Here is a 17,836-nt window from a genome sequence, read left to right as displayed (position 1 = left end):
GACCAGCGCTAGCAATGTGCGCTGGAAGGGTGCTTTGCACGGGGCGCCCTTCCAACACTTCAAAGCATAGCAACGGCCTCAGGGTTTGCCGGGGCTTGGAGCGTGCGTTCGTCCGCTTTCCCAACCGCCGCCGAGGGCGAGGAACAAATCGATCTGGCTCATGGCAACTTGAGTGTTGGCGGCGGCCAGTTGCGCGGTGACATCGGTGTAGGTGCGGGTCGCTTGCAGATCCGCCAGGAACGACTCGCGGCCGGCCTGGAAGAAGCGGTGCGTCTGGTCGGCGGCGAGTTTCGCCGACTGCTCGGCATCGGCCAGTGCATCGCGGCGTTGCAGCAGCGCGCTGTACTGCGCGAGGCCGGTCTGGGTTTCGCGAATGGCGTTGAGCACCACACCGTCGAAGTGCGCCAGCGCGCCTTGGGTGGTCGCTTCGGCTTCACGGATGCGCGCACGGGCGCCGTTGGTCGGCACTTTCCAGCTCAGCGACGGGCCGAAACCCCAGCGATTGGTCGACGGATCACCGAGGTCGTCGATGATGCCGACGGTGCCGATGGTCGCGCCGATGCTGATGTCCGGGTACAACTCGCCAGTGGCGACGCCGATTCCGGCAGTCGCGGCGGCCAGACGTCGTTCAGCCTGACGAATGTCCGGACGACGTTTGAGCAGTGCGGCACCGTCACCGACCGGCACCAGTTGAGCGATTTTCGGCAGCTCGGCGCAGGTCGCGGTGCCTGCTGGCAATTGATCGACCGGTTTCGCCAGCAGCATCGACAGTCGGAACAACCCGGCCTGACGCGCCGCTTCATAGCGCGGCATGTCAGCGCGCAGGGATTTGAATTGGGTTTGCGAACGGGTGACCTGGGTTTCGTCGCCACGGCCGGCGTCGCGCAGACGCTGGATCAGCGTGGTGCCTTGCGATTGCAGGTCGAGGGAATGCTGAGCGATTTCGCGTTCTTCGTTGGCCGCGCAGACCTGTGTGTAAGCGCGAACCACGTCCGCGACCAAGGTGATGCGTGCGGTGTCAGCGGCGGCTTGAGTGGCATCGGCGTTGGCCTTGGCGCCTTCGATGCCGCGCTGCAAGGTGCCCCACAGATCGAATTGGTAAGAAGCGCTGATGCCGATGTCACCGATATTGGCCACCGGGACTTTTTCCGGCAGCAAAAACGCCTGTCCGGATTCCTGCAAACGCTCGGCGCCCATTTTCACGCCAGCGCTCCAGCCACCGGCCGCTTCGGCTTCATCGACCTGAGCGCGGGCGCGTTGCAAATTAGCCGCCGCAACACGCAGATCGGTGTTGGACGCCATCGCTTGCTGCACCAGTTGATCGAGGCGCGGGTCTTTATACAGTCGCCACCAATCCGCCGGCACCGGCGCCGAGACCACAGGCTTACCGTCGACGGCCAGTTCGCCCTGAAAGTCCTTGCGCTGAACCGCCGAATTCTCAGGCACGTGATAGTCCGGCCCGACCATCTGGCACGCCGACAACATCACGCCCAACCCGGCGATCATCAGGGCCCTGCTCATTGCGCGGGCTCCTGCTTTTTATCGTCGACCTTTGAGTCTTCGATGATCGATACCGTGGCAGTGCGCCCGGCGATCATGCGGAAATCTTCCGGCACGTCATCAAAGGCAATCCGCACTGGAATCCGCTGCGCCAGCCGTACCCAACTGAAGGCCGGGTTGACGTTCGGCAGCAGGTTGCTGCCGCTGGTGCGGTCGCGGTCTTCGATGCCCGCGACGATGCTTTCGACATGTCCGCGCAATTTCGCACGGTCGCCGATCACACGGATATCCACCGACTGGCCGACATGAATGCCGTCGAGTTTGGTCTCTTCGAAATAACCGTCGATGTGGAACGAGTTGCTGTCGACCACCGACAACACCGGGCGCCCGGCGGTGACGAATTCCTGCGGACGCGGCGCGCGGTCGTTGACGTAACCGTCGACCGGGCTGCGAATCACCGAACGGTCGAGGTTGAGCTGAGCGCTGTCCACCGCAACTGTGGCTTCGGCCAGTGCCGATTGCGCACGGGCCACACGCGACTGGCTTTCTTCCAGTTGCTCGGCCGGCACCAGGTTACCGAGGCCACGGTTACGTTTGGCTTCGCGCTGAGCCTGAGCGAGGGTTTCTTCGCGATCAGCCACAGCCGCTTTGGCCTGACGCAGGGCCAGTTTGAAGCGATCCTGGTCGATGCTGAACAGCACCTGGCCGCGCTTGATCAACTGGTTGTCTTTCACTTCAACCTGCTGGATCAGCCCGGACACGTCCGGGGCGATCTGGATGATGTCGGCGCGAATGTGGCCGTCACGGGTCCACGGCGCGAACATGTAATACATCACCATGCGCCAGACGAGGACAACGGCAAAAGTCACGATCAGCAGGGTCAGTACCACGCGACCGATGGTCAAAAACGGTTTTTTCATGTCATCAGGTATCGACTGAGTGAGTCCACGCCGTACAGAAGTACCGCGTAGAGCGCCACGTTGAACAATGCCCGGTGCCAGACCAGACGGTAAAAGTGCACGCGCGTAAGCACGGCATGCACCAACAAAAACAGCACATAAGTGATGCCCATCAACACCAGCAAGGTCGGCAGGAAAATGCCGCTGATGTCCAGATCACCGATCATAGGGGCGCTCCATCGGGCAGCGGTTCTTCGGGCTCGGCGCTGGAAACGAATTCGACGCCGGGCAGCAACGCCAGACGCAAACCGCTCAAGGCGTGCAACAGGTTTAGCCGGGTTTCATCATCGCCGTGGCCATTGAGTGCGCGGCGGGTGCGATCCAGAGTCATCAGCAAAGGCGCAGGCGCCGGCAAGCGTTCGCCGGCCTTGAGGCAAGCGCGGAAATACTCACCGACTTCACTGACCACTTGCTGCAACAAAGCGTTCGGCGCGCCAGTCGCCCGTGGCGTGTAGGCGAGCAAATCGAGCAGGTTCAGACCGACGCGCACTTCGCGCATGGCGATGCCGGTGTCCTGGCCGGTGAGGGCCAGACGCGGCAGGTGCTGCATCAGCCGATCGAGCAACTGCACACCCAATTTGCGGTGCTCGGCAAGGTTGGCCGGCTCGGTCATGTGCACGATGTCTTTCCAGCTGAAACGGGTCAGGCGTTTCGCTGCCAATTCGGCACCGAACGGGCGCGCCACCAGCGTCCAGATAAACGCGAACAGCAGACCGATCGGCCCCGCCAGGTTGGAGTTCACGAAGGCGAAAAAGTCCGCGTCGTAAGCCCCCTGAATACTGATGAACGACGAGGTGTTGACCAGCGTCAGCAGCATGCCGAGGTAGAAGCGCGGCTGCACCGTCAACGTGCCGACGCAGATAAAAGGGATGGAAAACGCCAGCACCAGCATCGGGAAGTCGTGCAGGTTGGGCAGAATCAAAAACAGATAAAGGCTGGCGAACAACACCGACATGCCGGTCCAGAAAAAGAACCGGTAAATCTGCGGCGCCGGGTCGTCCATCGAGGCGAAGAAACTGCACGCCACCGCCGCCAGAATCACCGCGCTGCCGCCGTCCGGCCAGCCGAGCAGAATCCACAGCACCGAGGCGGTGATGATCGCCAGAATGGTCGAGGCCACCGAGTAGAGCATCAGCCCACGGTCGATAAACGGCGTCAGCCGACCCAGTCGCCAATGGCGGTAAACCGCGCGCCAGTTGTCTTGGCGCTCGCAGACAATCGCGTCCTGCAGGCTGCGGCAGTCCTGCCACAAATCGATGAATTCACCGAGCCGGTAGATCGAGTTGGAGAACAACAGTTGCCGGCGATCTTCCAGTGCTTCGGCACTCGGTTGCAGGGCTTCGAGCTGATCTTTCAGCGCTTGCCAGCGGTCGAGATCGGCGTCTTCATGACCGAGCCATTCGCGGGTCGCGACGAGCAGCGGTTCGAATTTTTCCACCAGCTCAGGCGTGCGCCGTTCGAGGGCGTAGAGCGAATCTTCCAGCGCATCGATCACCGGTAATAGATGAATCATCCGCCCGCGCAATTCTTTGGTGTTGCGCACGGTTTGCGGTCGCGAGCCTTCGTGGGGCAACTGGCCGATCATCAATTCGAGGCTGTTGAAGTTGGCGACCATGGCCATGCGCAGCGCGGTGACTTCTTCGGGCTGCACGTCGCGACTGAGGAATTTCAGGCTGTAGGTGGTTGCGTCGGCGAACCACTTGCTCACGGCGTCGTTGAACACCGGCGCCAAGCGTCGCGGCCAGAACATCGCACCGACCACGGCGGCGACGGCGATGCCGAGGAAAATTTCCTCAGTACGCGCCTCGGCCACGTCCCACACCGCCAGCGGGTTATCCACCACCGGCAAGGCAATCAGCGGCAACGTGTAACCGGCGAGCATCAATGCGTAGCTGTTGGCGGTGCGCAAATGCAGGGACATGAACAACAGAATCCCCGTCCACAGCGCGATGACCACCACCAATACATACGGGCTCTGCACGAACATCGGCACGAAAAACACCGCCGCCGCAGCGCCGAGAAAGGTGCCAATCGCACGGTATAACGCTTTCGAGCTGGTCGGGCCGAGGAACGGGCTGGAGACGATGTACACCGTTGCCATCGCCCAATACGGACGCGGCATTTGCATAAGCAAGGCGATGTACAGCGCGATCATCGACGCTGCAAAAGTCCGCACCCCGTAGAACCAGTCCCGGGCCGGCGGAATGCCGGAGAAAAAACCGTTCAAGAATTAACCACCAATGGCGGGTTGGCCGCCTCAAAAGCTCTGAGTACCCGAAGCGTAGCTTCCAGATCGCTCTGGTCGATGCCCTCAAGCACTTCATGACGCAGACGCACCAGTTCGATCTCCACCGCTTGCACCAGTTCACGACCGGAGTCGGTCAGGCTCAAGCACTTGGCGCGGCGATCGTGGGCATCTTCGGTACGGCAGACGTAACCCGAATGACACAACTGATCGAGCAGACGCACCAGCGACGGACTCTCCATCCCGGCCGCCTGCGCCACCTGCACCTGCCGCACACCCTCGCCCAAACGCCCGATCATCAAGAGCGGCACGGCGCAGGCTTCGGAGATTCCATAGTTGACCAGCGTGGTCTGGCAGATCTTCCGCCAATGCCTGGCGGCCACCACCATGGCACTGCTGATGTTCATCTGGAGAGCGTCGAGGGAATCGGGCACGGAGAAATGCACACTGTTAGCTTGCTAACTATCAATATCGCATTGGAGGGGAATTTCAGTCAAGTTTTGAAACAAATTGCCTATTCGGGCGGAGAAAATCTCTCCGAAAAAAATCACTCAGCGTTTTTTAGCATTCTCATAAACGCTACTGCGTTCCCGTTTGCCGACCGCAACAACGGAAACGACCACGCGCTCGTCGATCACTGGATAAACCAAGCGATAGCCGGAAGCCTTCAATTTGATTTTGTAACAGTCCGGCATCCCATGCAGCGCATCGGCAGGGACTCTAGGCAGATTCAAGCGTTCGCCCAGCTTCTTTTTGAATTGCTCTCGTAGCGTATGACCCAACTTGTTCCATTCTTTGTGAGCAGATGGCAGAAATTCGAGCTTATAAGTCATCCAGGCTTACCGAAATAGGCGTCTCGTGACTGCGGGCGCGAACGATTTCAGCAAGCTCCAGATCATCAAGCCGCTCCATCATTGCTTCGTACACATCCGCTGGAACCATGTAGCCCATAACGCGATTGTGGTTGAGAACCGCCACAGCTCCGCCATGCGCGCCGTTCAGAACGGCAGAAGGGTTTTTCTTTAACTCGGAAACACTGACAGCCATGTCGGCGAGAACACTTTGCATAATAAAAGACCTCAATTGAGGTCGTGATTTTGGTCTATTTTTTTAACTGCAACAACCATGGCTTTGTGTTGAATGACCAGAGGTCACCGGTACTAGCCCTGGCGCCCCTTGCGCAACATCACATTCAACTGATCCACCACCTCCGCCCAATCGGCATCCTCCAGAATCTCGTTCCGTAAAAACTGCGACTGGCTCTCCGTCCAGAAGAACGCATCGGCCAAGTGCAGCTCGGGTTTAAGCGGGGAATGGGTGGCGATGAATTGGTCGATGCTGACCGGGTCGTTGTCCAGGCCCAGCTGTTTGAACAGGGATGGGAGGCTGTGGTTTGGGTTTTCCATTGCAGTGATCCTTGGAATTAGCGGTGATTGGAAGATCATTCGCGGGCAAGCCTTGCTCCTACAAAGGCTGTGGCGGCCACACAATCACTGGACACCCAAAAACCATTGTAGGAGCAAGGCTTGCCCGCGAAGGCGTCAATGAAAACGCCACAAAATCCTAATGACTCAACTCCCGCACCTCAGCATGCGGCACCATTTTCAGAAACTCCGGCATGCTCATGTGCAGCAGATAATTGTGGTTGCCCGCCTCCAGATAAATATCTTTCTGCCGCGTCAGCAACGGGTCGATGACCATGTCCAGCCCGTACGAGTCACCCAGCGGCGGTACCGCGCCGCGTTCGCAGTCGTCGAAGATGTGCGCCAGGTTGCTTTCGCGGGTCAGTTGCCATTCGCCGCTGTTGCGCACTTTGCTCAAGTCCAGATGACGACTGGCCGGCAGCACGGCCATCAGGTAATGCCCGTGGCGGTCGTCGAGGATGATCGATTTGGCCACCCGTTCCGCTGGCACGCCGGCGACGCGCGCGGTTTCCAGGCTGCTCGATGAATGTCGATGAGCAACGACGTCATATTCGCAATGCGCCCGGGTCAGGCTGCTTTGCACCTTTTTTGCCATTCGCATGATGCACCTCGGTGTCGCGCGGAAGGTGGTTGCTGTGTTTTGAGTCTAGTTCGACGGGCCGCTGACGAAGGGAAATCCGCTCACCGGACACATCCGCACATTGATCAAAATTCATCCAGAGCAACCCTCAACTAGACTGAAAGAACCCGCCACTGACGCTCATGGAGAGTCACGTGAACAGCCGATGTTGTGCCTTCGCCTTGCTCCTGCTGACAAGCGCATCCGCCCTCGCCGCCGACACCTCATTGTCAGCGATGAGCCCGGTCGGTCTGTGGCTGATCACGCTGGGGATCGTGCTCCTGATCGCCGAAGCCGCGCTGCCCAACTACGGGGTGATCGGTCTGGGCGGGATCATCATGTTCGTCATCGGCGCGCTGATTCTGAGCAACGCCGAACTGCCGGTGCCGATGATGATCGGCCTCGGATTGATCAGCGCTCTCCTGTTGATCGCTTTAGTAATCCGCGCCCTGAAAACCCGCCCGCGCCACGCCGTCAGTGGCGATGCCGGATTGCTTGGCAGCGTGACTGCGATCACCACCGTACAACCGGGCGATGCGCGTAACGGCTGGATTCAACTGCAAGGCGAACGCTGGCAAGTGCTCAGCGCGACTCCGCTGCACACCGGGCAATCGGTGCGTGTGGTGGGTCGCAAGGGATTGATGCTGGAAGTGGCCGCGACTGACGCGGCGCCGCTCGGAGAGTGATCATGGGTCTGCAAATCGGTTTTGTTGCGCTGCTGTTGTTAGTCATTGCCCTCGCCGGCTCGACGTTCCGCATCCTGCGTGAATACGAGCGCGGTGTGGTGTTCCAGCTCGGACGTTTCTGGCAGGTCAAAGGCCCGGGGCTGATCCTGCTGATTCCGGTGGTGCAGCAAATGGTTCGGGTTGACCTGCGCACCGTTGTGCTCGACGTACCGCCGCAGGACGTGATCACTCGCGACAACGTGTCGGTGAAGGTCAACGCGGTGTTGTATTTCCGCGTACTCGATCCGCAGAAAGCGATTATTCAGGTTGAGGATTATCTGTCGGCCACCAGCCAATTGGCGCAGACCACTTTGCGCGCGGTGCTCGGTAAACATGAACTGGATGAATTGCTGGCCGAACGTGAGCAATTGAACATCGACATCCAGCAAGTGCTCGATGCGCAGACCGATGCCTGGGGAATCAAGGTCGCCAACGTCGAGATCAAACATGTCGACCTTAATGAATCGATGGTGCGCGCCATCGCCAAACAGGCCGAAGCCGAGCGGGAACGGCGGGCCAAGGTGATCCACGCTGAAGGTGAGTTGCAGGCGTCGGAAAAACTGATGCAGGCTGCGGAAATGCTCGGGCGTCAGCCTGGGGCGATGCAGTTGCGGTATATGCAGACGCTGAGTTCGATTGCCGGCGACAAGAGTTCGACGATTGTCTTTCCGTTGCCGATCGAGTTGCTCAAGGGCATGGCGGATTTGTCCGGCAAGTCCTGAGGAGCAAAAGATCGCAGCCTGCGGCAGCTCCTACAGGGGATCACGTTCCAATGTAGGAGCTGCCGAAGGCTGCGATCTTTTCAGGCACCACGCAATTTTTCCAAAGCTTCGTAGGGCGCTCGCGCACACGTTTGCACACGCGCCTGCAACAGCGCCGAAGCCTCGCGGCGTTTGTCTTCAGCATCGGCAACAAACACTTGCGAAGGCTGTTTCGCATGCTGCGCGGCAGCGGCAAACACCTGCTGAGTCTGCACATCATTCAATCGAAAGAACCGCACCAAGCGCCCAGCCATCGCATCAGGCAACTCACTGTAATTAACCGCCAAACCGCCGGAACCACGGCAATGCAGCAACCCCGCCTCCAACAACCGCCCCAAACGCCGCGCGATAAAATCTTCACGGCCCTCGAACTGCAACCCATCCTCCAATACGCAATCACCGAGCATGCCCGGCACCATGTGCATGCCCGGACGGCGCAGATGGGAAACAGCAATTTCCAGCGGATCACGATAGAGAAAAAGCCACGGCGTGTCCGGGAAACAGGTCTGCAACAGCGGCCATTCACCGATGTTCCAGGCATCAAGTTTGACCACTAAACGCTGTTCAACACCGCGTCGGCGCTGACCATACGCCGAGAGCAAGCCGACGATGGCGGCCCGGCGTTCGGCATCAGGCAAATCACCGCGCAGCAACGCATCCAGCGGTGGCGGTTCCGACACCACGATGTAATCGTCGAGTTGCGCGAGCATCTGACTGAGCAAGGTCGAACCGCAGCGCGAAGCGTGCAGAATGAATGCACTCGGGGCGATTCCCGGGCTCTGCGCTTGCCATTCGGTGAGTGCCGCCAATGACGTCTGCCGCCGAAACGCCTGATTGAACGGCAGCCGCAACGCGTCATCGACCGCCTCGCGAAAAAACGGCTGATGCAACGGCGTGTCACCGAACCAGCACCAATCCACCCGCCACTGCCCGTCGACCGGCCAGACACGAATCGGCAACCAGCCGTCGAAGCTCAAGCACTCCATTGTTCGTGCCATTGCCGACGACCATTGCGCATCGCCGCAAGCAGTTCCTCGCGAGAAAACCTCAAGCCACGTTCAGCAGCGAGTGCCCGTGCCTGACTGATGAATACCTCAGGATCGTCCAGCGTGCGCAAGGCCAGAGCCAGCGCGACGTCCTCGCTCACCAGCCGCTGAAAACGTTGCAACGCGGTATCCGCCACACCGGGTTGAGGCGTGCTCGACAGGCCTTGGTCGATCATCTGATCAAGCCAGGCACCCGGCCGGCAATCAATGACCAGATGCACCCGCGCCGACGTGTCACGGTTATCCACACGGTGCCGACGGGCAAGGTCGAGAAACCAGCATTCGCCCGCCTGCATGGGCATGCGCTGACCGTCGAGCCAGAAATCGACATGCGGCGGGCTGAGCAATGGGATGTGCAGGCGCCGATCGGCGTCGGGGCCATCGAGGTCATAATCGCGATGCTCGTGAATCTGTCCACCGGGGCCTAGGCGCAGCAAGCGCGCGCTGACGATCTCCAGCGGCAAATCGCGCAGGCCCTGGCGCCAGCGATCATCGTCCAGCCACGGCGCGCGTTGCTGCGGAGCACCGCGCCCGGGCGACAGTTCGGTCAACGCATCGGCTGCCGAAATCAGCGCGACGCCACTCCAGTCACCCGAAAAATACTCGGTGTTGAAGTGACTGCGCCAGGCGTCGTCGGCAATCGCCGCCAGCGCTTGCAGCAACAGCGGCAAATCCACCGTCACCGGCAAACGCGAGAACGCCGGCCGGCTCATGTCCTGGGCAACACCGCGCACTCGCCGAGCCAGGTCAGCAATCGATCAAGGCAGGCTTCGACCGTTTGCGCACCGGTGTCGAGCACCAGCGACGCCTGCGTTGGCGGCTGATACGGTGCCGACACTCCGGTAAATCCAGCGAGGTCACCGCGTCGCGCCCGTGCGTAATATCCTTTCGGGTCGCGCTGTTCGCAAACAGCCAGAGAGGCGCTGCACCAAACGTCGCGATAGTCCTCACCTAACCGTTGCGCGAACACCTCACGTAGCTCAACCAGTGGCGCAATCATCGCCAAAATCACGATTTGCCCGTTTTCCACCAGCAACGCGGCGAGCTCGCTGGCGCGACGAATATTTTCCTGGCGATCAGCGTCGGTGAATCGCAGATCCCGATTGAGCCCGATGCGCAAACCGTCACCATCCAGTACCACGCTTTGCAAACCTCGCCCGAACAACTCGGCGTGCAGCGCCTGCGCCAATGTCGACTTGCCCGCCGCCGGCAGGCCGGTCAACAGAATCGCTGCACCGCGATGCCCATTTCGAACCTCGCGTTGGGTGCGGCTGACACTGGCGCTCGGCGCCAGCACATCACTGTGCCGGAGCATGCGCCACCACTGGCGTCGAGATATCCCCCGCCGCCCATGCCGATTCACGGTTGGCCAGCGCGGTGGCAATCGACTGCACTTCGGTCGACTGCACTTGATCCGGCAGCGGATCGAGGCCGGCACTGGCGAAGATCTGGCCATAAGCATTGCGCAGATCAGCGTACGACAGGTCGCGGCGCAGATCCGCTTGCAGGTTGTTCAGCTCGCCCTGAATCAGTTCCAGCTCACCGATCCCTGCTGCCTGATGACGGTTGCGCAACTGGCCGACGATTTGTCCGTCGATGTCCGACAATTGCTGATTGGTCTTGAACTGGCGCAACGCTTCTTGATAGTTGGCGTTGGCCACATAGAGCTGCGCGAGCACCGCGATCGACATCGCCTGACGCCGCGCGGTGGCGACTTCTTCACCGGCCTTGGCGACGTTGATTGCAGCGGGTGCGGAGATCACGTTGAACAGGTTCCAGGTGATTTTCACGCCGTAATCGGCCCAGCCCTGTTCGACGAGGAACGAGTTGCTGTCGTAATGGCCACCGGCGGAAAACTCCAGGCCTGGCAGCAGGCGCAGCATGGCCTTGCGGGTTTCGGCAGCGCTGATGCGCGTCTGGTAGTCCTGCTCGCGCAGTTCCGGGCGACTGGTCAGGGCTTCCTGCTCCAGTTTCGCCAGATCGACCTTGAGCTCGGGAATCTGATAACCGTCATCAGTGGCCAAGGTCAGGTTGGTGCCCAGCGGCAGGTTGATCAGGGTGGCCAGTTCGGTTTTCGCCAGCGACAACGCGCGGCGCTGCTCTTCCAGTTGGCGGGTCGCTTCGATCAGCGAACGCTGATAACCGAGCGATTGCACCGGATCACCAATACGCTGATCACTCAGGGTCTGGCTGTTGTCGCGGGCGGTCTGCACACGCGCCATCAGGCTGTCGATTTGTTTGAGCAGACGCTCGGCGGCCATCGCTCGCCAATAGGCCGAACGTACGTCCTGGACGATGGTGTTGATCACCTTGCGGCGCCGTTCCTGAACGATCAGGCGCTGGTCACCCTGCTGCTTGGCGCTGATGTAGCTGACGCCGAAGTCGAGGACGTTCCAGACCATGGTCAGGTCGGCAACGTCGCGGTCACGGTCCTGCGAGGTCGATGGTTCAAGAGACTGGGTGCCGGTGCGCACACTCTGGCTGCTGGAGGCGTTGACGTTGTTGCGCCCGACGTACCCGGCGTCCAGCGCCATGCGCGGCAGCATGTCGAAACTGGCGAGGTCGAGCTGCCGCTTGGCCAGCGCTTCCTCCATGATCTTCAAGCGACCTTCGAGGTTGTATTTCACCGCGCGGGCCATGGCCTGGTGCAGGGTCAACGGGCCGCGCAGCGGTTCCTGATCCTTGTACATGCCTTGCAGATCGCTTTTGGCGCGCTGCTCGCTGACGCTGCGTTCAATCGGGTCACTGGTCACTGCACATCCGCTGATCGCCAGCGCCAGCAGGCTGGCGCCGAACAACTTCTGACTTTTCTTCATCCCTGGATCGCCCCTAGGTCCTGCACAGTGTTGAGTAATGGTGAGTTCAGGCCGACATTTCGCTGATGCCGACCTGTTGCAGCGCTGCCGCCAGGTTGTCGACCCGGTGCTGCTCGGTGTCTTTGAGTTGTTGTAGTTGTTGCCCCAGTGTCGGCGCGCCAAACACACCGCGCAGGCCTTGGGAAATATCGCCGGCCTTGAGCGACTGGCTGCCGAATGCGTTCAGCGCATCCCTCTCGGCAGCACGGTCCTGACTGAACAGGCTCGCCAGTGTGCTGCTGGCGAATACGCCGCCATCACCACCGCCAAAACCGAGGAACCCGTGGCCGGAGCCATCGCCGCTGCTGTCACTGCTGCTGAACACTTGCGCGATGTAACTGCGGCTGAGGGCACCGTGATTGATGAAAATATCGCCAAGCGGACGAATGCCGTTGCCGATCACCCGTTGTTCGAACAGCGGCGCAAAGGTCAGCGGTGAACCGAGCTCGCCGGTTGGTGGAGTGAAGATGAACGGCTGCAGCGGCACGTTCGGTGGCGGTGCCGGCACCACCGGGTCGCTGCTGCGAACCAACGGATCCGGGATCACGACACTAGTCGGCGTGGTCGGCACAGTTGGCACGGTGGGCGGCACGACCACCGGCACCGTATTGATCGCGTAGTTGTTGGAACTGCTGACACCGCTGCCGCTGTTGCCGGACGCATCACTGACCCCGGCACTGTTGACGCTGATCGCGTTGTTCGCACTGTTGACGTTGGCGTTTGGTGTCAGGGTGGCGGTCCAGGTCTTGCCGCCGTCGCTGCTGCTCAGGTTGGACAAGGTGCCGTTCGCCACCGCGATGTCTGACAGATCGAAACCGCTGACCGCCTCATTGAAAGTAATGGTCACCTGCGAGGTCTGACCGATGCCGATGTTCGGGTTGGCAATGACGACCGTCGCACTCGGCCGCTCGCTGTCGAGCGCGTAGTTGTTCGACACCGCCACTGTGCTGCCGACGTTGCCGGCCAGATCGGTGACATTGCTGGTGTCGAGCGCAATGAAATTGCTCGGGTCGGTGACATTGGCCGTCGGCGTGAAGGTCGCGGTCCAGGTCTTGCCGCCATCGCTGCTGCTCAGGTTGCTCAAATCGCCATTGGTCACGCTCAGGTCGGACAGGTCGAAGTTGCTCACCGCCTCGCTGAAGGTGAACGTCACCGTGGTGGTCTGGCCGATGCCCAAGTGGGGATTGGCGACCACGATATTCACCGTCGGCCGGGTCGCGTCGAGCGCGTAGTTGTTGGAAATCGCAATGCTCGCGCCGAGGTTGCCGGCCAGATCCTGCACACCGGCCGTGTCGACGATGATCAGGTTGGTCGTGTCGTTGACGTTGGCCGTCGGTGTCAGCGTGGCGGTCCAGGTGATGCCGCCATCGCTGCTGGTCAGGTTCGCCAGCGTGCCGTTGGCGACGCTGATGTCCGACAGGTCAAAACCGCTGACCGCTTCACTGAAGGTGATGGTCACCGTGGTGGTTGCACCGATGCCCAGGCGATTGTCGGCGACCACGATGGTCGCGGTCGGCAGCGCCGTGTCGATGGCGAAATTGTTCGAAGCGGTGGTGCCGACGCCGCTGTTGCCGGAGGCGTTGGTCACGCCACTGTTGTCGAGGGTAATCAGGTTGGTGGTGTCGGTGATGTTGGCGGTCGGCGTGAGTGTCGCCGCCCAGGTGATGCCGCCGTCACTGGAGGTGACGTTACTCAGGGTGCCATTGGCGATGGTCAGGTCCGCATTGGTGAAACCGCTGACGGCCTCGCTGAAGGTGATGGTCACCGTCGAGGTTTCGCCGGCCTTGAGCGCGGTATCCGCGACGACGATGGTCGCGGTCGGCACTTCGGTCTGCACCGCATAGTTGGCCGAGTTGGTGATGCCGCTGCCGGCATTGCCCGCCAGATCGCTGATGCCAGCGTTGTTCAGCACGATCAGGTTGGTGGCGTCACTGACGCCGATGGTCGGCGTGAAGGTGGCCATCCAGGTGATGCCGCCGTCGCTCGACGAGACATTGCTCAGCGTACCGTTGGCAACGCTCAGGTCGCTGTTGTCGAATCCGCTGACCGCCTCACTGAAAGTAATGGTGACGAGTGCGGTTTCACCGGGACGCAGATCGGTATCACTGATGACGATGGTGGCGGTCGGGCGCTGACTGTCGATCACGTAGTTGGCCGAATCGGTGGTGCCGCTGCCGGAATTGCCCGCGATGTCAGTGATGCCGGTGTTGTCCAGGGTGATGATGTTGCTGGTGTCGGTGATGCCCGCCGATGGAGTGAACGTCGCCGTGTAAGTGATGTTGTCCGAGGTGCTCAGCCCGGAGAGCGTGCCGTTGGCCACGGTCAGGTCGGCCAGGGTCAAACCGCTGACGGCCTCGCTGAAGGTGATGGTCACGGTGGTGGTCTGGCCGACGCCCAGCGCTGAATCGGCGAGCACCACGGTGGCGGTCGGGCGCTGGGTGTCGATGGCGTAATTGTTGGAGTTGGTGGTGCCATTGCCGGCGTTGCCAACGGCGTTCTGCACACCGCTGTTGTCGAGGGTGATCAGGTTGCTCGCGTCCGTGCTGTTGCTGGTCGGGGTGAAAGTCGCCGTCCAGGTGATACCGCCGTCGCTGCTGCTCACCGCCGTCAGCGTGCCGTTGGCAATCGTCAGGTCGGCGTTGTTGAAACCAGTGACGGCTTCGCTGAAGGTAATGGTCACCAGCGACGTTTCGCCGATGGTCAGGCTGTTGTCCGCGACGACGATGGTCGCGGTTGGCACTTCGGTCTGCACCGCATAGTTGGCCGAGTTGGTGATGCCGCTGCCGGCATTGCCCGCCAGATCGCTGATGCCAGCGTTGTTCAGCACGATCAGGTTGGTGGCGTCACTGACGCCGATGGTCGGCGTGAAGGTGGCCGTCCAGGTGATGCCGCCGTCGCTCGACGAGACATTGCTCAGCGTACCGTTGGCAACGCTCAGGTCGCTGTTGTCGAATCCGCTGACCGCCTCACTGAAAGTAATGGTGACGAGCGCGGTTTCACCGGGACGCAGATCGGTATCACTGATGACGATGGTGGCGGTCGGGCGCTGACTGTCGATCACGTAGTTGGCCGAATCGGTGGTGCCGCTGCCGGAATTGCCCGCGATGTCAGTGATGCCGGTGTTGTCCAGGGTGATGATGTTGCTGGTGTCGGTGATGCCCGCCGATGGAGTGAACGTCGCCGTGTAAGTGATGTTGTCCGAGGTGCTCAGCCCGGAGAGCGTGCCGTTGGCCACGGTCAGGTCGGCCAGGGTAAAACCGCTGACGGCCTCGCTGAAGGTGATGGTCACGGTAGTGGTCTGGCCGACGCCCAGCGCTGAATCGGCGAGCACCACGGTGGCGGTCGGGCGCTGGGTGTCGATGGCGTAATTGTTGGAGTTGGTGGTGCCATTGCCGGCGTTGCCAACGGCGTTCTGCACACCGCTGTTGTCGAGGGTGATCAGGTTGCTCGCGTCCGTGCTGTTGCTGGTCGGGGTGAAAGTCGCCGTCCAGGTGATACCGCCGTCGCTGCTGCTCACCGCCGTCAGCGTGCCGTTGGCAATCGTCAGGTCGGCGTTGTTGAAACCAGTGACGGCTTCGCTGAAGGTAATGGTCACCAGCGACGTTTCGCCGATGGTCAGGCTGTTGTCCGCGACGACGATGGTCGCGGTTGGCGCCACGGTGTTGATGGTGAAGTTGCCGGAGTTGGTCGTGCCCGTGCCGGCGTTCCCGGCCAGGTCAGCGATACCGGTGTTGGCCAGGGTGATGATGTTGCTGGTGTCGTTGATCCCGCCGGTCGGCGTGAAGGTCGCCGTCCAGGTGATACCGCCATCGGCGCTGCTGACCGGCGTGAGCGTGCCGTTGGGGACGGTCAGGTCGGCGTTGGTGAAACCACTGACCGCTTCGCTGAAGGTAATGGTCACCAGTGTCGTTTCGCCGGCGCTCAGCGCGGGATCGGCGACGACGATGGTCGCGGTCGGCCGCTGGGTGTCGATGCTGTAGTTGTTCGAATCGGTGGTGCCACTGCCGGCATTGCCGGCCAGGTCGGCGACGCCGGTGTTGTCCAGTGTCACCAGGTTGGTGGCGTCGGTGATGTTCGCGCTCGGTGTGAACGTTGCCGTCCAGGTGATGCCGCCGTCCACGCTGCTGACCGCCGTCAGGGAGCCGTTGGCGATGGTCAGGTCGGCATTGGTAAAACCGCTGACCGCTTCGCTGAAGGTGATGGTCACCAGCGAGGTGTCGCCGATTTTCAAGGTACTCTGCGTGAACACCACGGTGGCGGTCGGCCGCACGGTGTCGACCGCGTAATTGTTGGAATCAGTGGTGCCGCTGCCGGCATTGCCCGCCAGATCCGCGACCCCGGTGTTATTGAGGGTGATCAGGTTGGTAGCGTCAGTGATGCTGCTGGTCGGCGTGAACGTCGCCGTCCAGGTGATGCCGCCATCCGCACTGCTGACTGCGCTCAACGTGCCGTTGGCAATGCTCAGGTCGGCGTTGGTGAAGCCGCTGACCGCTTCACTGAAAGTAATGGTCACCAGCGAGGTTTCACCGATTTTCAGCGCGGTATCGGCGACCACGATGGTCGCCGTCGGCCGTGCGGTGTCGATCGCGTAGTTGTTGGAGTTGGTGCTGCCAGTGCCGGCGTTGCCGGACAGGTCATTGACCCCGGTATTGTTCAGAGTGATCAGGTTGGTGGTGTCGGTGACGCTCGTGGTTGGCGTCAGCGTGGCGGTCCAGGTGATGCCGCCGTCGCTGCTGCTCAGTCCGGTCAAGGTGCCGTTGACCACCGTCAGGTCGGCGGCGGTGAAGCCGCTCACCGCTTCGCTGAAGGTGATGGTCACCACAGAGGTTTCGCCTGCCGCCAGATTGGTGTCGGCAACGACAATGGTCGCTGTCGGTCGTACGGTGTCGACCACATAATTGGCCGAATCGGTGGTGCCACTGCCGGCGTTGCCGGCCAGATCCGCCACCCCGGTGTTGTCCAGGGTAATCAGGTTGGTGGCATCGGTAATGCTCGCGTTCGGGGTGAACGTCGCCGTCCAGGTGATGCCGCCGTCGGCGCTGCTGACGTTGGTCAGCGTACCGTTGGCAATGGTCAGGTCGGCGTTGGTGAAACCGCTCACCGCCTCGCTGAACGTGATGGTCACCAGCGAGGTGTCGCCGATTTTCAGGGCAGTGTCTGCCATCACGATGGTTGCGGTCGGACGTTGGGTATCGATCGCGTAATTGTTGGAATTGGTGGTGCCGACGCCAGCCACGCTGTCGGACACCGCCGTCACCCCGGTGTTGTCGAGGGTGATGAGGTTGGTGGTGTCGGTAATGTTGTTGGTAGGCGTAAAGGTTGCCGTCCAGGTGATACCGCCGTCGGCGCTGGACACATTGGTCAGCGTGCCGTTGGCAATGGTCAGGTCGGCGTTGGTAAAACCTTTTACTGCGCGGCTGAAGGTGATGGTCACCAGCGAGGTTTCGCCGATTTTCAACGCGGTGTCGGCGACCACGATGGTGGCAGTCGGTGGTTCCACGTAAGCGGTGTTCAGCGTACCGCCGTTGTTGTAGATGCCCACCAGCGCACTCGGCGTTGTACCCGTCGAGCCTCCGTTCGACAGACCGCCGCCACCGCTGGCAGCGCCGTTGCCACTGATCGCGGCAAAGTTGCTCGCGGTGATCAGCACCACGCCGCCGTTGTTCCAGATCGCGCCGACGCCGCGACCGCCAGCCCCGCCA

At 61.2% G+C, this 17,836-nt stretch carries 16 protein-coding genes; 2 read left to right on the top strand and 14 right to left on the bottom strand.

Annotated features, from left to right (window positions below; genetic code table 11):
* Window positions 1–78 precede the first annotated feature (78 nt).
* The 9 genes from GVL50_RS04820 to GVL50_RS04780 form a co-directional block, all read right to left on the bottom strand.
* Complete coding sequence (locus GVL50_RS04820; RefSeq protein WP_053116452.1) at window positions 79–1,521, bottom strand: efflux transporter outer membrane subunit; 1,443 nt, start codon at window positions 1,519–1,521, stop codon at window positions 79–81.
* Window positions 1,518–2,420 (bottom strand): HlyD family secretion protein, encoded by a 903-nt coding sequence (locus GVL50_RS04815; protein ID WP_053116451.1) that lies wholly within the window; start codon window positions 2,418–2,420, stop codon window positions 1,518–1,520. The genes GVL50_RS04820 and GVL50_RS04815 overlap by 4 nt, the downstream gene beginning before the upstream one ends.
* Window positions 2,417–2,626: a DUF1656 domain-containing protein gene (locus tag GVL50_RS04810; protein WP_007917703.1), complete on the bottom strand. Its 210-nt coding sequence runs from the start codon at window positions 2,624–2,626 to the stop codon at window positions 2,417–2,419. The genes GVL50_RS04815 and GVL50_RS04810 overlap by 4 nt, the downstream gene beginning before the upstream one ends.
* Window positions 2,623–4,686, bottom strand: a complete 2,064-nt coding sequence (locus tag GVL50_RS04805) for an FUSC family protein (protein WP_159811941.1) — start codon at window positions 4,684–4,686, stop codon at window positions 2,623–2,625. Before GVL50_RS04805 ends, GVL50_RS04810 begins: the two co-directional genes overlap by 4 nt.
* Entirely contained in the window at window positions 4,683–5,111 is a 429-nt protein-coding gene (locus GVL50_RS04800; protein ID WP_159812031.1) for a MarR family winged helix-turn-helix transcriptional regulator, read from the bottom strand. The genes GVL50_RS04805 and GVL50_RS04800 overlap by 4 nt, the downstream gene beginning before the upstream one ends.
* A 144-nt stretch (window positions 5,112–5,255) precedes the next feature.
* Window positions 5,256–5,537, bottom strand: coding sequence for a type II toxin-antitoxin system RelE/ParE family toxin (locus GVL50_RS04795; protein WP_159811940.1), 282 nt, complete (start codon window positions 5,535–5,537; stop codon window positions 5,256–5,258).
* A complete protein-coding gene (locus tag GVL50_RS04790; protein ID WP_053116448.1) occupies window positions 5,527–5,772 on the bottom strand; it encodes a type II toxin-antitoxin system Phd/YefM family antitoxin in 246 nt (81 codons plus the stop codon). Before GVL50_RS04790 ends, GVL50_RS04795 begins: the two co-directional genes overlap by 11 nt.
* Before the next feature lie 92 nt (window positions 5,773–5,864).
* A complete protein-coding gene (locus GVL50_RS04785; protein WP_159811939.1) occupies window positions 5,865–6,110 on the bottom strand; it encodes a DUF2789 domain-containing protein in 246 nt (81 codons plus the stop codon).
* A 157-nt stretch (window positions 6,111–6,267) separates the two neighbouring features.
* Window positions 6,268–6,729: an aminoacyl-tRNA deacylase gene (locus GVL50_RS04780; RefSeq protein ID WP_159811938.1), complete on the bottom strand. Its 462-nt coding sequence runs from the start codon at window positions 6,727–6,729 to the stop codon at window positions 6,268–6,270.
* 173 nt (window positions 6,730–6,902) lie between these two features.
* Here GVL50_RS04780 and GVL50_RS04775 point away from each other — a divergent pair, with 173 nt between their 5' ends.
* Window positions 6,903–7,433, top strand: a complete 531-nt coding sequence (locus GVL50_RS04775) for an NfeD family protein (protein ID WP_159811937.1) — start codon at window positions 6,903–6,905, stop codon at window positions 7,431–7,433.
* A gap of 2 nt (window positions 7,434–7,435) precedes the next feature.
* On the top strand, window positions 7,436–8,194 hold the full coding sequence (locus GVL50_RS04770; RefSeq protein ID WP_007917711.1) for a slipin family protein: 759 nt from the start codon (window positions 7,436–7,438) through the stop codon (window positions 8,192–8,194).
* A gap of 80 nt (window positions 8,195–8,274) precedes the next feature.
* On the opposite strand, the gene GVL50_RS04765 is transcribed toward GVL50_RS04770, so the two are convergent.
* The 5 genes from GVL50_RS04765 to GVL50_RS04745 form a co-directional block, all read right to left on the bottom strand.
* Window positions 8,275–9,219, bottom strand: a complete 945-nt coding sequence (locus GVL50_RS04765; RefSeq protein WP_159812030.1) for a sulfotransferase family protein — start codon at window positions 9,217–9,219, stop codon at window positions 8,275–8,277.
* Window positions 9,207–9,992 carry an aspartyl/asparaginyl beta-hydroxylase domain-containing protein gene (locus GVL50_RS04760; RefSeq protein WP_159812029.1) on the bottom strand — a complete coding sequence of 262 codons (786 nt, stop codon included), beginning with the start codon at window positions 9,990–9,992 and terminating at the stop codon, window positions 9,207–9,209. Before GVL50_RS04760 ends, GVL50_RS04765 begins: the two co-directional genes overlap by 13 nt.
* On the bottom strand, window positions 9,989–10,594 hold the full coding sequence (gene cysC, locus GVL50_RS04755; RefSeq protein WP_159811936.1) for an adenylyl-sulfate kinase: 606 nt from the start codon (window positions 10,592–10,594) through the stop codon (window positions 9,989–9,991). Before cysC ends, GVL50_RS04760 begins: the two co-directional genes overlap by 4 nt.
* Window positions 10,578–12,095 (bottom strand): TolC family protein, encoded by a 1,518-nt coding sequence (locus tag GVL50_RS04750; RefSeq protein ID WP_158830274.1) that lies wholly within the window; start codon window positions 12,093–12,095, stop codon window positions 10,578–10,580. The genes cysC and GVL50_RS04750 overlap by 17 nt, the downstream gene beginning before the upstream one ends.
* Window positions 12,096–12,141: 46 nt before the next feature.
* On the bottom strand, window positions 12,142–17,836 hold a 5,695-nt coding region (locus tag GVL50_RS04745), incomplete at its 5' end, for an S-layer family protein (RefSeq protein WP_159811935.1).

It is taken from the genome of Pseudomonas sp. 18058, from assembly GCF_902706155.1.
Classification (GTDB): Bacteria; Pseudomonadota; Gammaproteobacteria; order Pseudomonadales; family Pseudomonadaceae; genus Aquipseudomonas; species Aquipseudomonas rustica.
The sequence above is the reverse complement of the archived record's forward strand: the minus strand, read 5'-3'. Positions and strand labels throughout refer to the sequence as shown.